Here is a 16,162-nt window from a genome sequence, read left to right as displayed (position 1 = left end):
GTATCGGTGGATCGTTCGCGTCGCTCGCCGGTTACGGATTGACGCGCACCTGCCGAGTGGCTTATATTTACTATTAGTAAAACTAATAATAACCAGACGCAACTGTTAGTCGCTGCCGTCGGCGGCACGAGCACGGGAGAGCGAAGATGACCCAGAGCTTGATCAAGGCACTGCTGGTAGGGGCGGCGCTGTTCGGCGCCGCGGGCGTCGCGTCGGCGGAGACGGTGACGCTGCGCCTCGGCAATATCACCGGCCCAAAGCACATCGAGACGCGGGCGCAGGAACGTTTCGCGGAGTTGGTCGCCGAGAAGACGGGCACACAGGTGCAGGTCGAAGTCTTCTCCGGCAGTCAGCTCGGAGACGCGCCGTCGCAGCTCGAGGCCATCCGCCTCGGCGCTCAGGACATGTACGGCGGCGGGACGGGCAACTTCGGCAAGTACGTCAAGGACTGGAACATCACCTCGGTCGGCTTCGTGTTCCGCGATAAGGAGCACTTCGAGAAGGTCCTGGACAGCGACGTCTACAAGGGCATGGAGCAGGCGCTGCTCGACAAGGCTGGCTTCCGGATGGTGCTGCGGAACGGCGCCCGCCCCGGCAAGCCGGTGATCGCGACCAAGCCGATCATGAGCCCCGACGACCTCAAGGGGATGAAGGTCCGGATCCCACCGTGGGAGGGCTACGTGAAGACCTTCGAGGCGATGGGCGCGAAGACGGTCAGCTTGCCCTGGGGGGAGACCTACCTTGCTCTCAAGCAGGGCATCGCCGAGGTCGCCTCGGCGACCGCTTCGGGCCTTTACGGTCAGTCGCTGCAGGAGGTGGCGCCCTACCTGACGCGGGTCAACTTCTTCAGCGACGGCTTCACCATCGTGATCGGTGAGCGCAAGTTCCAGAAACTCTCGGCCGAGCACCAGGCGGCGCTGCTCGAAGCCGGCGAGGAAGCCGGCGCGTACTACAACGAGCTGGCCGTCCGCGACGAGGCCGAGGTGATCGAGAAGATGATCGAAGACGGCGGGGTCGTCATCCGCGTCAGCCCGGAGCCGTTCATCGCCAGGATGGGGCCGGTGATCGAGCAGATGGAGGAGCAGGGCGTCTGGACCACCGAGGGGCTGTTCCAGAAGATCCAGGCGATCCAGTAGACCCTAGGGCCGGCGCCCCGCATTCCGGCGCGCCGGCCCGCTCCACGCTTCCCTTGTGCCGCGGGCCGCGCCAGCGCGGCGAGTCCCTGCAACGGATGCCGTGCGAGCCCGCCCCGGCTCCTGCCGGGCCCCGCGCGGACAGTCCACGAAGACCAGGAAAGAAAATGGACCGCTTAGAGACCGTTTCGACCACCCGGAGGCTCGCCACGTTCGTCGCCCAGACGACCTGGGAAACGCTGCCGGAAGCGGCACGCGAGTCCTCCAAGCAGGCGATCGCCGACTGCATCGGCGGGGCACTCGCCGGTGCCGCCGAGCCCCCGGCCGTCGCCGCTATGCGGATGGCGCAGGGCGAGCCGGGGGAGGCGGTGATCTGGGGCTCGGTCCTGCGCACCGGCGAACGCACCGCCGCGCTGGTCAACGGCACCATGGCGCACGCTCACGACATCGACGACACCAATGAGTCGATGCGCGGACATCCCTCCGCCCCGGTGGTGCCGGCGGCCTTCGCGGTGGGTGGCGCCGGACCGGGCCAAGACCTGATCCTGGCCTACGCCGTAGGCGTCGAAGTTGAGGCGAAGCTGGGTCGCGCTATGAACATGGAGCACTACGAGCGGGGCTGGCACACGACCTCGACCCTCGGCTCGCTGGGCGCCGCGGCGGCAGCGGCGAGCCTGCTCGGCCTGGACGCCGAGCGCTGCGCCCATGCCCTCGCGATCGCCGCCTCGACTGCCTGCGGCCTGCGCGCCAACTTCGGCACGATGACCAAGCCGCTGCACGCCGGCCTTGCCGCCGAGAACGGCGTCCTTGCGGCGCGCCTGGCGGCCGCCGGGCTGACCGCGAATCCGACAGCGATCGAGGCCGCCGAGGGCTTCTTCGACCTGTTCTGCGGCAGCGACAACGTCGCGGCCGACCGGGCCGTCGCCGGGCTCGGCGCCCCCTTCGACGTTGTCAGCCCCGGGATCATCTACAAGCTTTATCCGACCTGCTCACTGACCCACCATGTCCTCGACCTGCTGTTCGAGGGGATCGCCAGCGGCGCGATCGAGCCGGCGACCATCGAGCACGTCGATTGCGGCATCGGCTACCGCTGCGAAAAGACGCTGCCCTACCATCGGCCGACGAACGGCCTGGAGGGCAAGTTCAGCATGGAGTATTGCATTGCCGCGGCGCTCCATTACGGGCAGGTCGGCTTCGCCGAGTTCAGCGACGAGGCGGTCAATGCGCCCGAGATCGCCGCGCTTTATCCGAAGCTCAACATTTACTTGCATTCGGACCTGCGCGAGCGCGACTCGGTGTTCAACGACTTCGCCGACATCGAGATCCGGCACCGCGACGGCAGGGTGTTCCACGAGCGCCTCTACAAGCCGAAGGGCCACCCGAGCAATCCGCTGACCTGGGACGACCTGGAGGCGAAGTTCCGTCGCTGCGCCGACCCCGCCGTCGGGGCGGCGGCGGCGGCTCGGATCTGGGGCGGCCTGCGCAGCCTTGAGACGCTGGCGCCCGGCGAGGTCAATGCCCTCTTCTGAGTTTCAATAGCCCACCGCAGAGAGGGAAGATGGGGATGCTGCGCCTGGAGAGGCTGCTGCAACGGACCGAAGAGCTGGCCGCTCTGCTGCTGGTCGCCGCCCTGGCGCTGCTGATCGGCGGCCAGATCGCGTTCCGCTACCTGTTCGACGACCCGCTCTCGTGGAGCGAGGAACTGACCACCTTCCTGCTGATCTCGCTCACCTTCGTCGCGGCGACGGCGGTGCTCAAGCGGGGCGAGCACTTCTCGATCGACACCTTCCTCGCGTCGCTGCCCCGGGCCGCGCGTCGCATCGTCGAGATCGCGGGGCTCGCGCTCCAGGCCGTGGTGATGCTGGCACTGGCCTACTACTCATTCAATCTCGCCCGGCTCTACGAAGGCACCGAGACGGTGGTGCTCGGCATCCCCGAGGAAGCCAAGGCCTACGTCATGGTCTACTGCTTCCTGTCCATGGCGCTGCATCTCGGCGTGCGCCTCGTGCGCTCGCTCGCCGCGCACCCCTAGGAGAAGCCCATGGAAGGCATCGTCTTCGGGCTCCTGCTCGTCGTCCTCTTCTTCGCCAACGTGCCGATCGCGGTGACGCTGCTGATCGCCACCATCGGCTTCATTCTCGTCAGCGGGGACTTTCCGTTGGAGATCGTCGCCCAGCGCATGTGGGGCGGCGTCACCAGTTCGATCCTCTCGGCGATCCCGATGTACATCCTCGCCGCGATCCTGATGAACAACATGGGCGTGACGGAGCGGATCTTCCGCTTCGCCCTGGCCTTAGTCGGCCACCTGCGCGGCGGGCTCTACTATGTCAACATTCTCGCCAGCGTGATCTTCTCCGGCATGTCGGGCTCCAACACCGCCGACGTCGCCGGCCTCGGCAAGATCGAGATCAAGGCGATGGTCGACGCCAACTACGACCGTGCCTACAGCGCGGCCGTGACCGCCGCCTCGTCGATTATCGGTCCGATCATTCCGCCGAGCATCATCCTGGTCGTCTACGCGCAGCTGGCAAGCGTCTCCACGGGGCGGCTGTTCCTGGCGGGAATCCTGCCCGGTCTGGTAATGGCGGCCTGCCTGTCGCTGATCGTTTTCGTCCTGGTGCGCCATCGCGCCGCCGCCGGCGACCCGCTGCCCCGCGCAACTGCGGGCGAGGTAATGCGCCGGGCGCGCGACGGCCTCTTCGCGCTGATCGCTCCGGCGATCATCGTCGGCGGCATGACCCTGGGCATCGTGACCCCGTCGGAGGCTGGCGTGCTGGCGGTCTGCTACTCGCTGCTGCTCGGCGTCGTCTATCGGAGTCTCAGCTTCCGGCTACTGGTCAAGTCGCTGCACGAGGCCGCGCTGTTCAGCGGGGCCATCCTGCTGATCATCGCCGCCTCCGGCGCATTCGGCTGGGCGGTCAACATCATGCAGGTCCCGGAGGCGGTGGGCGACACCATCCAGGCGATTACCGACCGGCCCTGGCTGGCTCTGCTGATGATCAACCTGGGGCTGCTGATGCTGGGCTGCCTGGAGGCCGGTTCCGCGGCGCTCGTGGTGGTCGCGCCGGTGCTGATCTACCTGGGTGGCCTCTACGGTATCGATCCCGTGCACCTTGGCATCATCGCCGCGATCAACCTTACGCTCGGCTCGATGACGCCGCCCGTGGCGCTGTCGCTGTTCATTTCCGCACGGATCGCCGGGGTGCCGATGCGCGCGGCAGTGATCGCCTCGCTGCCGTTCTTCCTCGCGCTCCTCGCATCGCTGCTCATCGTGACCTTCGTGCCGGCCTTCTCCCTGGCGCTGCCGAATTGGCTGATGGGCAGCTGACGGCGCCCGGACGACAGGATTGGCGACAGACAGAAGGAGAGCAGGACGATGCTTCGGCGCGACGATCACGAGGGTATCCGGGTGCTTCGGCTGGACAGGCCGGAGAAGCTGAACGCCTGGGACCAGGAACTGCGCGACACGCTCGCCGCCGCGCTCGCCGAGGCGGATGGCGACGCGGCGGTCGGGGCTGTGGTGCTGACCGGCACAGGAGACCGGGCCTTCTGCGCCGGCGCCGACCTCACCGACCCGACGGTCGGGACGGCGGCCGCGGCCGCCACCCGGATGGCCGGCTATCGCGCGCTCTACGGCTCGCTCCTGGAGTTCGCGAAGCCGCTGGTCACCGCCCTCAACGGTCTGGCGGCCGGCTCGGCGTTCCAGGCGATCCTGCTGACCGACCACCGAGTCGGCCATCCCGGCGTGCGCCTGGGCATGCCCGAGATCAACGCCGGCATGCCCTGCATCACCGGTTCGACGATCCTGAGCCACACGGTAGGCGCGGCCGTTGCGCGCAGCCTCGTGACGACCGCGCGCTTCCTCGACGCGGAGCGCGCGGTGGCGCTGGGGCTGATCGACGAGCTGGTCGAGCCGGCGGCGGTTCTAGACCGCGCCGTCGCCGTCGCCCGCGACGGCGCCGGAAAATCGCCGCGCGCCTACGCGGAAACCAGACGCTGGTTCAGCGAGATGCTGCGTCCGGCGCTCGACCAGGCGTTCGAGCACGCGGCGACGGTTCGCTCGCACGCCAGCATGGGCGAGTCGATAGAGGCGGGGGTCCAGGGCTTCCTGGGCCGGTCCAGGCGCAGCCGCTAGCCCACCGTCCTCGAACATGAGCAGGGAGAGTCCCATGGTATCGGGAAGCGCGCCGGCCTTGCCGGCAGAACAGGAATGGCCGGTCCCCGGGGAGGTAACGTTCCGCACGATCCTGGAGCGCCGCGCCGCCGAGGACCCCGAGCACCGCTTCCTGGTTTGGGACGGCGGCGCGCTCACCGTCGGCGAGGTGCACCGGGCCTCGACGAGGCTCGCCAATGCGCTGCTCGCCAGAGGTCTGCGCAAGGGCGACCTCGTCGCCTTCATGCTGGACCAGCACGCCGAGCACATCGTCGCCCTCGTCGCCTGCGCGATTGCCGGCCTGGTGCGCACGTCGGTGAACGTCAGCGCCAAGGGCGACTACTTGGCGCACCTGCTCGCCGACGCCCGGCCGCGGGCGCTGATCGCGGAGACCGGCTATCGCCGGCTGCTCGAGCCGGCCTTCGGCGCGCAGGTTCCGGAGCTGCTGGTGTGGAACGAAGCCGACGGCGCACCGGCCGGCGAGGGCCTGAAGCAGCTGATCGCGACCGGCGCCGAGACCCCGCTACCGACGGTGGTCGAGCCCGACGATCCGCTGGTCGTCAACTACACCTCCGGCACGACCGGCGCGCCGAAGAAGTTCTCGAGAAGCGATCGCGTGCTGCAGATTGGCTCTCTGGCCTGCCTGCGCATCGGCGAGTTCGAGCCGGGGGACGTCCTGCTGTTCTGGGAGCCGCTTTTCCACGGCGCCGGCAGCCAGACCGCGCTGGCCGCGCTCCTGGAGAAGGTCACGCTGGCGATGACCCCGCGCTTCAGCGCCTCGCGCTTCTGGGATCAGGCGAGGTTCTTTGGAGCAACCAAGATTCACTACATCGGCGGCATCCTGCCGATTCTGCTGAAGCAGCCCGCGCGCCCGGACGACCTCGACCACGGCGTGCGCATCGCCTGGGGCGCCGGCTGCCCGCCCGATGCCTGGGAGACCTTCGAGCGGCGCTTCGGCGTGCGCGTCCACGAGGGCTACGGGCTCAGCGAGGTCGCCAACTACGTCTGCGTCAACAGGGGCGGGCCCAGGGGATCCGTCGGCCGCGTCCTGCCATACTTCTCGATCCGGCTGCTCGACGAGGAGGGTCGGGAGGTCTCTCCCGGCGAGACTGGAGAGATTGTCGTCAAGGGCGAGCGCCCGGAGTACACCTCAGTATCGCTGAACCGCACGAGTACGACGACTCGCGACGGCTGGATCCGGACAGGCGATCTCGGGCGCTTCGACACGTCGGGCTATCTCTTCTTCGCGGGCCGCAAGAGCGACAGCCTGCGCCGCCGCGGCGAGAACGTGTCTGCCTGGGAGGTCGAGCGTGTCGTGGCTCGTCACCCAGAGGTCGAGGAATGCGCGCTGATCGGCGTGCCGAGCGGTCTCGGGGACGACGACCTCAAGATCTTCGTCCGACGGCGCCCAGGCAGCACGCTCGATCCGCTCGGGCTCGTTCGATGGTGCGAGGACAGGATGCCCTACTTCCAGATCCCGCGCTACGTGTCGCTGGTCGAGGAACTGCCGAAGACGCCGACCCAGCGCGTCCGCAAGGGTGAGTTGCCAAGGACGACCGACGACTGCTGGGATCTCGAGGCGACCGGCTATCGCCTGAGCCGTTAGATTCCGCGAGACTGCCCTCACTTCAGCAGGATGCGGCCCTCGATCTGCGGCGCGACGTAGCCGATCGAGCGGATGTAGCTGATGACCTGGCTGGCCAGCAGGCCGGCCTCGTTGGCAGAGACGAGGGTGTCGGCCAGGGTCAGCACCTCGTAGCCGTCGCCGCCTCTCGCCAGGAAGTCGTTGATCGCCAGGGTGTAGCGGGCCTCCGGCTCGACCGGCAGGCCGTTGACCGCGAGCGCGATCACGCGCCCGCCCACCGGCTGCGAGAGATCGACGGTGACGGCCATGCCGGAGAGCTGGGGGAAGCGGCCGGCGGCCTCGGTGATCTGCGAGAAGCCGTTCTCCAGGGCGCTGCGAAGCTGCAGGCCGGTCAGCTCGAGCAGCACCGTGCGGTTGCCGAAGGGCAGCTCGGTCAGGATGTCGCGCGAGGTGATGCGGCTGCCGGGCGGATAGACCTTGTTGCCCCGGATGCCGCCGCCGTTGACGATGCCGACGTCGGCCCCGGTCATCTCGCGCATGGCGTCGGCGATCAGGTTGCCGATGGTCGTCTCCCGGCTGCGGACCTCGATGCGCCGGCTGTCGAGCCGGGTCGCGGTCATGCCGATCTGGACGTCGAGCTCGCGCGACAGCTCGGCGTCGTAGGCGGCGACGCGCTCCGCCACCGCCGGGTCGGGCTCGACGTCCGCCGTGTCGACGACCCGGAAGGCCGGCGTCCAGCGCAGCGCCTCGCCTACGCGATGAAGGGTGAGCGTCAGGATGTTCACCCGGTCGGCCTGCTCGCCCGACTCCATCAGGACCGTGCGGCCGTCGTAGAGGGTGGTCAGCAGATGGTCGTCGCCGCTGACGACCACGTCGAAGGCGCCGGAGCGCACGAACTCGAGATCCTGGCTGAACGGGGTGTGGGCGATGGCGACGACGACCTCCGCGCCCTTCTCGCGCAGCGTCTCCGCGATCTCCTCGGCGATCGGGAGCGGCGGCAGGAAGCTGTAGCCGCCCGGCGTCGAGCGCTCGGAGACGTCGTCGAGCATGACGCCGACGATGCCCACGGACATGCCCGCGACCTTCAGGATCTGGCTGGTCAGGACGCCGTCCGGAAGGGTTCCGGCGGGCGAGCGCAGGTTGGCGGCGAGCACCGGGAAGTCGGCCTCGGCGATGCGTGCGGCAAAGGCATCGGGGCCGAAGTCGAACTCGTGATTGCCCGGCACGAAGGCGTCGGGCCGGATCATGTTCAGCAGCGCGACCATGTGCGCGCCCTCGTCGAAGGCCGAAAGCACCGAGGGCGAGAAGGCGTCGCCGGCGTGCAGGAACAGGACCGCGCCGCCGTTCCTGGCCCGCTCCGCCTCGACCACCGCGGCGAGGCGCGCGAGGCCGCCACGGCCGTCCTTCTCCTCCATCCGGTCGAGGTCGTTGGTCGTGACCAGGGTGAGCCTCATCGGCCCGCCTTCGGGCGGCGCGGCGCGGGCGACCGGCACGGCGCCCAGCAGGCCGGCCAGGAAGGCGACCGCGCACAGCCTCAGTGCCAGGGGTGCCATCGATCGCGCTGCTGTCATCTCGCTGCCCGTCCTCGGTGCCGGCTGGGTGCGGGTGGTAGGAGCCCTGGGCGCCTACCACCTTTGGTTTCGGTAGGTTATCAGGATATGCGGCGGCGTGGCCAAGGGCTTTGCAACCGAAGCGCGCCCTAGAGATAGCGGGCGCCGACGTCGACCGAGGATTTGACCCCGATGCTGCCCCAGGTGTCGGCGAGCCAGGCGTCGGCGGTGCGCCGGCCGACGTCGCGCAGGCGCTCCAGGAACGGCCAGTCGGGCGAGAGCTTGCTGGCGACGTTGAAGCCGGCCAGCGCCGCGTCGTTGTCGATCGAGTGGATCAGCATGCGCTTCATGGTGCGGCCGTGTAGCTGGCCCTTCTCGATCATCTCGGAAACGAAGGCGATGGTGCGCATCTCGCGCATCAGCGAGGAGTTGAAGGAAATCTCGTTGACCCGGTTCAGGATCGCCGCGGCGTCGGTCGGCACCTCCTCGCGGCGGATCGGGTTGACGTGGACGATCGCCACGTCGGGGCTCCGGCAGCCGTAGATCAGCGGGAAGATCGCCGGGTTGCCCATATAGCCGCCGTCCCAGTAGGCCTCGCCGTCGATCTCCACGGCCTGGAACAGGAAGGGCAGGCAGGCCGAGGCCATGACGGCGTCGGCGGTGACCTCCCGGTCCGAGAATACGCGGATCTTGCCGCTGCGCACGTTGGTCGCCGAGACGAACAGCTTGAGCGCGCAGTGCCGCCGGATCGCCGCGAAGTCGACGGTCTCCTCCAGGAGGTCGCGTAGCGGGTTCAGGTTCAGCGGATTGAACTGGTAGGGCGAGAAGCTGCGGGTCGCGATGTCGAACCAGAAGTGCGCGACCGCCGGCACGGCCAGCGAGAACAGCCACTCGAAGGGGGTGCGGCGGATCGGGCTGAAGGTCGCGGCCCGGGCGACGTTGGACCAGAAGTCGTGCAGCGCCTGCTGCGCGCCGGCGCGGCCGCCCGCGGTCATGCCGTGGGCCAGCACGGCCGCGTTCATGGCGCCGGCCGAGCTCGCCGAGATGCCCTCGAGGTCGAGCCGCTCCTCCTCGAGCAGCCGGTCGAGGACGCCCCAGCCGAAGGCGCCGTGGGCACCGCCGCCCTGCAGCGCCAGGTTTATCGTCTTGCGCTCCTGCGTCGCGGGCGCCGCACCCTTGGTCCTTGCCATCCTGCGCGCCGGGCCCCGCCCTCGATCTGGATCTGGCCGCGACAATAGAGGACCCGGTGCCGGCTTCAAGTCGTCCTAGCGGGGGTGGCCGACCAGGGCGACGGCGGCCTTGCGTCCCGAACCGTGGGCGCGCAGGGCGAAGCCGAGGTGCGCGGCCGCCGGCTCGAGCAGCCTCGATCGGTACTGCGGGTCGTCCAGCCACTGCTCGACGAAGCTGCGCACGTCGGCGGCGGTCGGCTCCGTGCCGCAGCCGCCGCAGGCGGCGGCCAGCACCTCCAGGCCCTGCCAGCGGCCGGCCGCCTGCTCTGGTAGCAGCGAAAAGAGATCGTCCGTCGGCCGCGTCAGGGCCGTGCTCTCGGCGTCTTCCGGAAGCAGGCGCCGCGCCGCTTGGTCGAGCGCCGCGCTGCCCTCGAGCGCCGCCACCCCCTCGCGCTCGCGCGCCCGGTTGACGGTGGCCAGGGCGACCTCGGCCAGCGCGGCGGCCGGCAGCGGCTCCGCGGCCTCGCCGGCGGCGAGGCCCCGCGGCTGGCCGGGCCCGGCGAAGGTCTGCACCGCATAGGTCTGCCGCTCCGTGCCGGCAATGCCGAAGCCGAAGCGTGTCAGCCCGGGAGCGAGAATGTTCTCGCGGTGCGGCGGACTGTCCATCCAGCCCTCATGGAAGGCCTGGACCCGCGTCTCGTCCGGCGGCGGCTCGCAGCGCCGGCAGGTCGCGATGTTCTCGGCGACCAGCTGCCAGTCACTGCCGCCCTCGGTGCGGAAGCGGTCGCGCACCGTCTCGCCCTCCGGCGAGGCGTGAGCGTAGTAGTCGCGCAGGGCCATATCCTCGGCGTGCTTCTGCGCCGCGGCGGCCAGCGAGTCGCCCGCTTCGAGCGGCGCCAGGCCCTCGACCTGCCGCGCCTCATTGACCAGGGAGAGGGCCCGCTCGCGCAGCGCCGCCAGCTCGCCGGTATCGAGCGCCGCCGCCGGCGCGGCGGCGAGCCAGAGGAGGAGGGCGGGCAGCAGGAGGAGGGGGCGTGACTTCATTGCGGCTCCTTTCCCATTGGCAACGCCTGCGGGCCGGGGTCGATCCGCCGCCGGCGCCCGTGACCGGCGCCCGTGACCCGGCGCCCGTGACCCGGCGACACGGGGCCTGGCCGGTGGCGGTGCGCCGGGGCGGTCGCCTTGCGGCGCCGGCTGGTCCACACTGCCTGCAGCCGAACCGGAGGGAAGAGCACCATGAGCGAACGCGAGAACGCCGTGATCGTCGGCGTCGGGCCCGGCCTAGGCTGGCACCTGGTCGAGACCTGCAGCACCGAGGGCATGCGCGTCGCCATGGCGGCGCGGCGGCGCGAGCGCCTGCAGAGCCTGCTCGGCGAGGCCGGGCTCGCCGACGTCCTGGCCCTGGAGTGCGACGTCGCCGAGGCCGAGCAGGTCGAGGCGCTCTTCGCCAAGGCCGAGAGCGAGCAGGGACCGCCGGACCTAGTGGTCTTCAACGCCAGCGCCCGCGCGCTGGGCGGCGTTCTGGAGCTCGATCCGGACGAGGTCGAGCGGGCCTGGCGTGTCGGCGCGCTCGGCGCCCTGCACGTCGCCCAGGCGGCGCTGGCGCGCATGGCCAAGCGCGGCCGCGGCACGCTGATCTTCACCGGCGCCACGGCCGGCCTGCGGGGCGGCAAGGGCTTCGCCGGCTTCGCCATGGTCAAGTTCTCGCTGCGCGCGCTCGCCCAGTCGGCGGCGCGCGAGTTCGGTCCGCAGGGCGTCCACGTCGCCCACGTCAACATCGACGGCCAGATCTCCAGCGCCCGCACCGCCGAGCGCGACCCCAAGGAGCTGCTCGATCCGGGCGCGATCGCCGAAACCTACATGATGCTGCACCGCCAGCACCCGACCGCCTGGACCCAGGAGCTCGACCTCAGGCCCGCGGTGGAGAAGTTCTGACGGGCCGTTCCCCGGCGCCGTCAGTCGCAGAAGCGCCAGCGGCCCATGTCGAAGTGGAAGTGATCGCGGTGAGCGGCGTTGGCGGCCGGGCCGAGCACGCCGTTGAAGATCCGGCAGCCGCCGGCGTGGATCTCCGACAGGAAAGCGCCTTTTTCGCCCCAGCCGCCCCAGTCGCCCTCGACGGTGATCCGGGTGCCGTCGGCGAGATGGAAGGCGGCGATGTCGATGGCGTTGGCGGTGGCGTGCTCGCTGCGCGGCCCGGCCTGGCGGCTGTTGCGGTTGCGGCAGGAGTAGGTGCCCCAGTGCTCGACGCGCGCCAGCGGCTGGCCGAAGTGCCGCATCGCCGCCGGGCCGGCCACGCTCTCCTGCCAGATCGCCACGGCGGCGGCGAGCTTGCAGGTCGCCACGAAGGGCTGGTTGTAGTCGAGCCGGCCGCCGCCCGAGACCTGCACCGCGCCGGGATGGCCGCAGCCGGCGCTGAGTGGCCGGTCGACCATCCGCTCGATGGTCAGCGGTCCCTGGCCGAGCGCGAAGTAGCAGAGGTCCTGGTTGGCCTCGATCTGCGACAGCGGCACGCCGTGCAGCAGCGGGTCGTAGGCGCGCTGCTGGCCGGAGGGCTGGGGCGGCGCCGAGGTGCCGCACCCGGCGAGGGCCGCGAGCGCGAGCAGGGCCGCGAGCGACCGGAGGACTGCCTGGAGAGTCACCGGCTCAACGGCCCTTCCAGACGGCCGGCCGCTTCTCGATGAAGGCGTCGATGCCCTCGCCGGCGTCCTCGGCCATCATGTTGCAGGCCATCACCTCGGCGGCGTAGTCGTAGGCGTCGGGCAGGCCGCGGCGGAGCTGCTCGTAGACCATGCGCTTGCCGGTGCGCACCGCGACCGGCGACTTCGCCAGGATCTTGCCGACCAGCGCCGCGACCGCCTCGTCGAGCTGCGCGGCGGGCACCGCGCGGTTGATCAGCCCCAGACGCTGCGCCTCCTCGGCCGCGATGAAGTCGCCGGTCACCAGCATCTCGAAGGCCGGCTTGATGGCGACGTTGCGGGTCAGCGCGACCGCCGGGGTCGAGCAGAACAGGCCGGCGTTGATGCCGCTCGTGGCGAAGCGCGCCTCCTCGGCCGCGACCGCCAGGTCGCAGGTCGCGACGAGCTGGCAGCCGGCCGCCGTCGCCATGCCCTGGACGCGGGCGATCACCGGCACCGGCAGGGCGACGATCGCCTGCATCATGGCGCTGCAGGCGCCGAAGAGGCGGCGGTAGTAGTCCTGGTCCGGGGTCGCGCGCATCTGCTTCAGGTCGTGGCCGGCGCAAAAGGCCTTGCCGGCCGCGCCGAGCACCAGGCAGCGCAGGGAGTCGTCGCCGGCCAGGGCCTCGAGCTCGGCGGTCAGCGCGGTCAGCAGCTCCTCGGAGAGGGCGTTGTACTGGCGCGGCCGGTTCAGGGTCAGCAGGGCGACTCCGTCGGGCCGGCGCTCGCTGAGCAGGACCGGCGCATCCGCTGTGGCGGTCGTTTCGGCGGCCGGGGTGGCGGACATCGGGCGGCTCCTCGTCGAAGCGGCTTGACGAACGAAAGGCGAATCGTCCGGACTCTGCGCCTTCGCGCCGCGCCGGATCAAGCCGCCCCAGTGATGAAGGTGACGATGCCGCGGAGCCCCACTGGATCCGCCTCAGGTGAGGATGGGCGTGACAGCACCGCCGTGAATGCGAATGCCGGTGACGTAGGACCCAAGCCTATCTGCACGTTTCGACTGTGTGCGCTGGAACGAGAATCATCGTGCCTTGGGATGCACCGAACGACCATGATCCTCCAATGCGTGCAAAACCCTTGTCTTCGCCCTGACCCTCATCCTCGGCCGCTAGCCCAATGTCGAGGACCGCATAGCCAATCATCGACCCGCTAGCCTCGAGCGACGTCTCTGAGCGGCTTCTCCAATTGTACGTGACAAAATCATTATTGATAGCAACCGATGTCGATCCAAAAGAGTATTCATCTGGGGCAAGAGACCGCCCATATATAGCTACACTAAGTTCTTCACCGTCCGGAACGATATCCATGTATCCTTTGTATGCCACGTCGCGCTTTTCGTCATTGGGGTCGCGTGCGTCATCTGCTGGTGTTTTTGCAGGATAAGAAGTAAAGCAGTAGTTTCCAATTACGCGGTTGATGGTCTTCATTCTGCTGGCATGCTGTTCAAGTATCGGCTTTATGGCTTCGATCTTGTCCGCAGCGTATCCGTAGTCTTTCAAAGTCGCGGTAACGCGCTCCAGATTCTGGTTTAAATTATCGATCTGGGCCGTAGCCGGCTGAAACTGATAGAAAAGCAAGTAGCAAAAACCCGCAAGTATGACTACGAAAAATGCGGTCGGCCCACCAAGTTTCACGAAAACTTTGGTTTGTTTCGATACTTCGTGGTTGGCTTCGAACTCAGCGATTCCAGGCGAAAGAATCAGGTACATGACTAGCGTCGTGCCAATGGCAAGCGCTACCAGCGAGGTGAGAACGAGAATCGAGTTCCACGTCGGGTCGAGGCCAATCAGCATGATCGCTGTCCTTCAGCCTCTTGGCGAGGCTGACCATCAGGGCTCGTTCTCTCAAAGATAGCTTTTTTTGAACGGACACTCAATTGGTAAGTGTTCTGGCGGGTAACTCTGCACCAAGGGGGGATCTGCGTGAAAATTGTCGGCGTCGCCTCGAGGCGGGGAATCGTCTAAGCGGGTGGCAGCAGCGGGAAGTCGGGGAAGGGGGCGGGCGGCATGGCGGCGAAGATCGACGAGAAGGACCTCAAGCGGATCCGCGAGCAGCTGCCCTGGCTCGACGGCCTGGGCATCGAGATCGCCGAGATGGGCGACAAGCGGGCGGTGCTGACCCTGGCGGCCAGTCGGGACGTGCTGCGGCCCGGCGGCACGGTCAGCGGGCCAGCCATGATGACGCTCGCCGACGCCGCCATGTACTTCGCGATCCTGGGCACCATCGGCCTGGTCGAGATGGCGCTGACGACCTCGCTGTCGATCAACTTCCTGCGACCGCCGCCGCCGGGCGAGATGCGCGCCGAGTGCCGGATCCTCAAGCTCGGCAAGCGCCTGGCCTACGGCGAGGCCTTCATCTATTCCGCGGGCGCCGATCCCGAGCAGCCGGTCGCGCACGCCACCATGACCTACTCGATCCCGCCCGACCGGCCGGCGCCGCCGGCGGGCACGGCCTCTTGAGCGAACCCAAGCCGCTCTGGCTGCGGCTGGCGCCGGCGATCTTCCTGCTGCTCTGGTCGGGCGGCTTCTCCTTCGCCAAGTTCGGACTGGAGAACGCCGAGCCGATCACCTTCCTGGCGCTGCGCTACGCCCTGGTGCTGGCCGTGCTGCTGCCGGTCGCGCTGGTCCTGCGGCCGCCGCTGCCGAAGCGGCGGATCGACTGGGGCCACCTGGCGGTCGTCGGCTTCCTGATCCAGGCGGTCTACTTCGGGCTCAGCTACTACGCCTTCTACCTCGGCATCTCGGCCGGCGGGGTTGCGTTGATCGTCGCGCTGCAGCCGATCCTGGTCGCCCTCGCGGTGCCCTGGAGCGCCGGCGAGAAGGTGCCGCCGCTGCGCTGGCTCGGCCTGCTCTGCGGCCTCGCCGGCGCCGGCCTGGTGATCGCCTCGCGCTATGCCGTCGAGGTGACCTCGCTGATCGGCGTGCTGGCGGCGGTCGGCGCGCTCTTCGGCATCACCGTCGCGACGCTCTACGAGAAGCGCTTCGGCCTCAGCCACCACCCGGTGACCTCGAACGCCGTGCAGTATGCCGTCGGCCTGGCCGCGGTGCTGCCGCTCGCCTTCTTCACCGAGACCATGGCGGTCGAGTGGACCCTGCAGCTCGGCGCAGCGCTGGCCTACCTGGTGATCGGCAACTCGCTGATCTCGGTGACGCTGCTGCTCGCCATGGTCCGCCACGGCGAGGCGAGCCGCGTCTCGGCGCTCTTCTTCCTGGTGCCGCCCATGGCCGCCCTGATCGCCTGGGGCCTGATCGGCGAGGTCCTGCCGCCGCTCGCCTGGGCCGGCATGGCGCTGGCGGCCTGCGGCGTCGCGCTGGTCGGCCGTCCGGGGCCGAGGGCGCGGCGCGTCTAGCTGCTCCGCTCAGAAATCCTTGGCCAGCCTGAGCGCGTCGTAGATCGCGGCGTGGATGTTGCGCGAGGCGACGGCGTCGCCGATGCGGTAGAGCCGGAAGGCGCCCACCGGGTTCGGTGTCGCGGCCTGGGGCCCGCCGGCGACCAGCGCCTCGTAGTCGACCGCGCCCAGGTTGGCCGACAGGGGCTTGAGCGCGAGATAGAGCTCGTCGAGCGGCAGGGTGCCGTGCTCGACGATGACCTGGTCGACCCGGCGCTCGCTCGTCTGCCGGCTGTAGTCGCTCCACAGCACCGCGGTCAGCGCGTTGCCGTCGCGGCGCACGGCCTTGAGGCGCTGGCCGAGGGTGATCGTGGCGCCGGCCTTCTGCAGCGCCGCCAGGTAGGCCGGGTAGTTCATGCCGCCGACGTCGGGCGCCAGCACCCGCTCGGGCGTCGCCAGCTCCAGCCTCGCGCCCGCCTCGCAGAGCGCCTCGGCCGCGGTCAGGCCGGGATGGTCACCGTTGTCGTCGAACAGCAGCACCGACTCGCCGGGCCTGACGGCGCCCGAGA

16 protein-coding genes are annotated in these 16,162 nt (G+C 69.3%); 9 read left to right on the top strand and 7 right to left on the bottom strand.

Translation table 11 applies throughout. The features are described 5' to 3' along the window. Positions 1 to 146: 146 nt before the first annotated feature. The 6 genes from WD341_RS04770 to WD341_RS04745 all read left to right on the top strand — a co-directional run bounded on the left by WD341_RS04770 (position 147) and on the right by WD341_RS04745 (position 6,892). A complete protein-coding gene (locus WD341_RS04770; protein ID WP_368424283.1) occupies positions 147 to 1,136 on the top strand; it encodes a TRAP transporter substrate-binding protein in 990 nt (329 codons plus the stop codon). Positions 1,137 to 1,300: 164 nt separating this feature from the next. After that, on the top strand, positions 1,301 to 2,662 hold the full coding sequence (locus WD341_RS04765; protein WP_368424282.1) for an MmgE/PrpD family protein: 1,362 nt from the start codon (positions 1,301 to 1,303) through the stop codon (positions 2,660 to 2,662). Positions 2,663 to 2,697: 35 nt separating this feature from the next. Next, on the top strand, positions 2,698 to 3,165 hold the full coding sequence (locus tag WD341_RS04760) for a TRAP transporter small permease (protein ID WP_368424281.1): 468 nt from the start codon (positions 2,698 to 2,700) through the stop codon (positions 3,163 to 3,165). Positions 3,166 to 3,174: 9 nt separating this feature from the next. Next, entirely contained in the window at positions 3,175 to 4,461 is a 1,287-nt protein-coding gene (locus WD341_RS04755) for a TRAP transporter large permease (RefSeq protein ID WP_368424280.1), read from the top strand. 48 nt (positions 4,462 to 4,509) lie between these two features. After that, a complete protein-coding gene (locus tag WD341_RS04750) occupies positions 4,510 to 5,268 on the top strand; it encodes an enoyl-CoA hydratase/isomerase family protein (RefSeq protein WP_368424279.1) in 759 nt (252 codons plus the stop codon). A gap of 34 nt (positions 5,269 to 5,302) precedes the next feature. After that, entirely contained in the window at positions 5,303 to 6,892 is a 1,590-nt protein-coding gene (locus WD341_RS04745; RefSeq protein WP_368424278.1) for an AMP-binding protein, read from the top strand. A gap of 17 nt (positions 6,893 to 6,909) precedes the next feature. Here the strand turns inward: WD341_RS04745 and WD341_RS04740 are convergent, their stop codons facing one another. The 3 genes from WD341_RS04740 to WD341_RS04730 all read right to left on the bottom strand — a co-directional run bounded on the left by WD341_RS04740 (position 6,910) and on the right by WD341_RS04730 (position 10,634). Beyond that, positions 6,910 to 8,442, bottom strand: a complete 1,533-nt coding sequence (locus WD341_RS04740) for a bifunctional UDP-sugar hydrolase/5'-nucleotidase (protein ID WP_368424277.1) — start codon at positions 8,440 to 8,442, stop codon at positions 6,910 to 6,912. Between the two features lie 128 nt (positions 8,443 to 8,570). Then, entirely contained in the window at positions 8,571 to 9,611 is a 1,041-nt protein-coding gene (locus WD341_RS04735; RefSeq protein WP_368424276.1) for a patatin-like phospholipase family protein, read from the bottom strand. 75 nt (positions 9,612 to 9,686) lie between these two features. After that, positions 9,687 to 10,634 carry a CAP domain-containing protein gene (locus WD341_RS04730; RefSeq protein ID WP_368424275.1) on the bottom strand — a complete coding sequence of 316 codons (948 nt, stop codon included), beginning with the start codon at positions 10,632 to 10,634 and terminating at the stop codon, positions 9,687 to 9,689. Positions 10,635 to 10,826: 192 nt separating this feature from the next. Between WD341_RS04730 and WD341_RS04725 the strand changes: the two genes are divergently transcribed. Further along, positions 10,827 to 11,525: an SDR family NAD(P)-dependent oxidoreductase gene (locus WD341_RS04725; protein ID WP_368424274.1), complete on the top strand. Its 699-nt coding sequence runs from the start codon at positions 10,827 to 10,829 to the stop codon at positions 11,523 to 11,525. 20 nt (positions 11,526 to 11,545) lie between these two features. Here the strand turns inward: WD341_RS04725 and WD341_RS04720 are convergent, their stop codons facing one another. From WD341_RS04720 to WD341_RS04710, 3 genes are all read right to left on the bottom strand, one after another. Beyond that, positions 11,546 to 12,229: an extensin family protein gene (locus tag WD341_RS04720; protein WP_368424273.1), complete on the bottom strand. Its 684-nt coding sequence runs from the start codon at positions 12,227 to 12,229 to the stop codon at positions 11,546 to 11,548. A gap of 4 nt (positions 12,230 to 12,233) precedes the next feature. Beyond that, positions 12,234 to 13,052, bottom strand: coding sequence for an enoyl-CoA hydratase (locus tag WD341_RS04715; RefSeq protein WP_368424272.1), 819 nt, complete (start codon positions 13,050 to 13,052; stop codon positions 12,234 to 12,236). A 196-nt stretch (positions 13,053 to 13,248) separates the two neighbouring features. Further along, on the bottom strand, positions 13,249 to 14,058 hold the full coding sequence (locus WD341_RS04710; protein ID WP_368424271.1) for a hypothetical protein: 810 nt from the start codon (positions 14,056 to 14,058) through the stop codon (positions 13,249 to 13,251). Between the two features lie 213 nt (positions 14,059 to 14,271). Here WD341_RS04710 and WD341_RS04705 point away from each other — a divergent pair, with 213 nt between their 5' ends. Then, positions 14,272 to 14,724: a PaaI family thioesterase gene (locus WD341_RS04705; RefSeq protein ID WP_368424270.1), complete on the top strand. Its 453-nt coding sequence runs from the start codon at positions 14,272 to 14,274 to the stop codon at positions 14,722 to 14,724. Beyond that, a complete protein-coding gene (locus WD341_RS04700) occupies positions 14,721 to 15,614 on the top strand; it encodes a DMT family transporter (RefSeq protein ID WP_368424269.1) in 894 nt (297 codons plus the stop codon). Before WD341_RS04705 ends, WD341_RS04700 begins: the two co-directional genes overlap by 4 nt. Positions 15,615 to 15,623: 9 nt before the next feature. On the opposite strand, the gene WD341_RS04695 is transcribed toward WD341_RS04700, so the two are convergent. Then, positions 15,624 to 16,133, bottom strand: coding sequence for a hypothetical protein (locus WD341_RS04695; RefSeq protein WP_368424268.1), 510 nt, complete (start codon positions 16,131 to 16,133; stop codon positions 15,624 to 15,626). Positions 16,134 to 16,162: the final 29 nt, after the last annotated feature.

The sequence above is a fragment of the Tistlia sp. genome (assembly GCF_040905785.1).
Lineage (GTDB): Bacteria > Pseudomonadota > Alphaproteobacteria > Kiloniellales > DSM-21159 > Tistlia.
Note: the sequence above shows the minus strand (reverse complement) of the source record. Positions and strands in the feature narration are given on the sequence as shown.

Coding starts and splice junctions, on each gene's coding strand:
- WD341_RS04735 (WP_368424276.1), bottom strand. CDS start 9,611: ATGGCAAGGACCAAGGGTGCGGCGCCCGCGACGCAGGAGCGCAAGACG.
- WD341_RS04750 (WP_368424279.1), top strand. CDS start 4,510: ATGCTTCGGCGCGACGATCACGAGGGTATCCGGGTGCTTCGGCTGGAC.
- WD341_RS04760 (WP_368424281.1), top strand. CDS start 2,698: ATGCTGCGCCTGGAGAGGCTGCTGCAACGGACCGAAGAGCTGGCCGCT.
- WD341_RS04755 (WP_368424280.1), top strand. CDS start 3,175: ATGGAAGGCATCGTCTTCGGGCTCCTGCTCGTCGTCCTCTTCTTCGCC.
- WD341_RS04770 (WP_368424283.1), top strand. CDS start 147: ATGACCCAGAGCTTGATCAAGGCACTGCTGGTAGGGGCGGCGCTGTTC.
- WD341_RS04710 (WP_368424271.1), bottom strand. CDS start 14,058: ATGCTGATTGGCCTCGACCCGACGTGGAACTCGATTCTCGTTCTCACC.
- WD341_RS04715 (WP_368424272.1), bottom strand. CDS start 13,052: ATGTCCGCCACCCCGGCCGCCGAAACGACCGCCACAGCGGATGCGCCG.
- WD341_RS04745 (WP_368424278.1), top strand. CDS start 5,303: ATGGTATCGGGAAGCGCGCCGGCCTTGCCGGCAGAACAGGAATGGCCG.
- WD341_RS04725 (WP_368424274.1), top strand. CDS start 10,827: ATGAGCGAACGCGAGAACGCCGTGATCGTCGGCGTCGGGCCCGGCCTA.
- WD341_RS04705 (WP_368424270.1), top strand. CDS start 14,272: ATGGCGGCGAAGATCGACGAGAAGGACCTCAAGCGGATCCGCGAGCAG.
- WD341_RS04765 (WP_368424282.1), top strand. CDS start 1,301: ATGGACCGCTTAGAGACCGTTTCGACCACCCGGAGGCTCGCCACGTTC.
- WD341_RS04740 (WP_368424277.1), bottom strand. CDS start 8,442: ATGACAGCAGCGCGATCGATGGCACCCCTGGCACTGAGGCTGTGCGCG.
- WD341_RS04730 (WP_368424275.1), bottom strand. CDS start 10,634: ATGAAGTCACGCCCCCTCCTCCTGCTGCCCGCCCTCCTCCTCTGGCTC.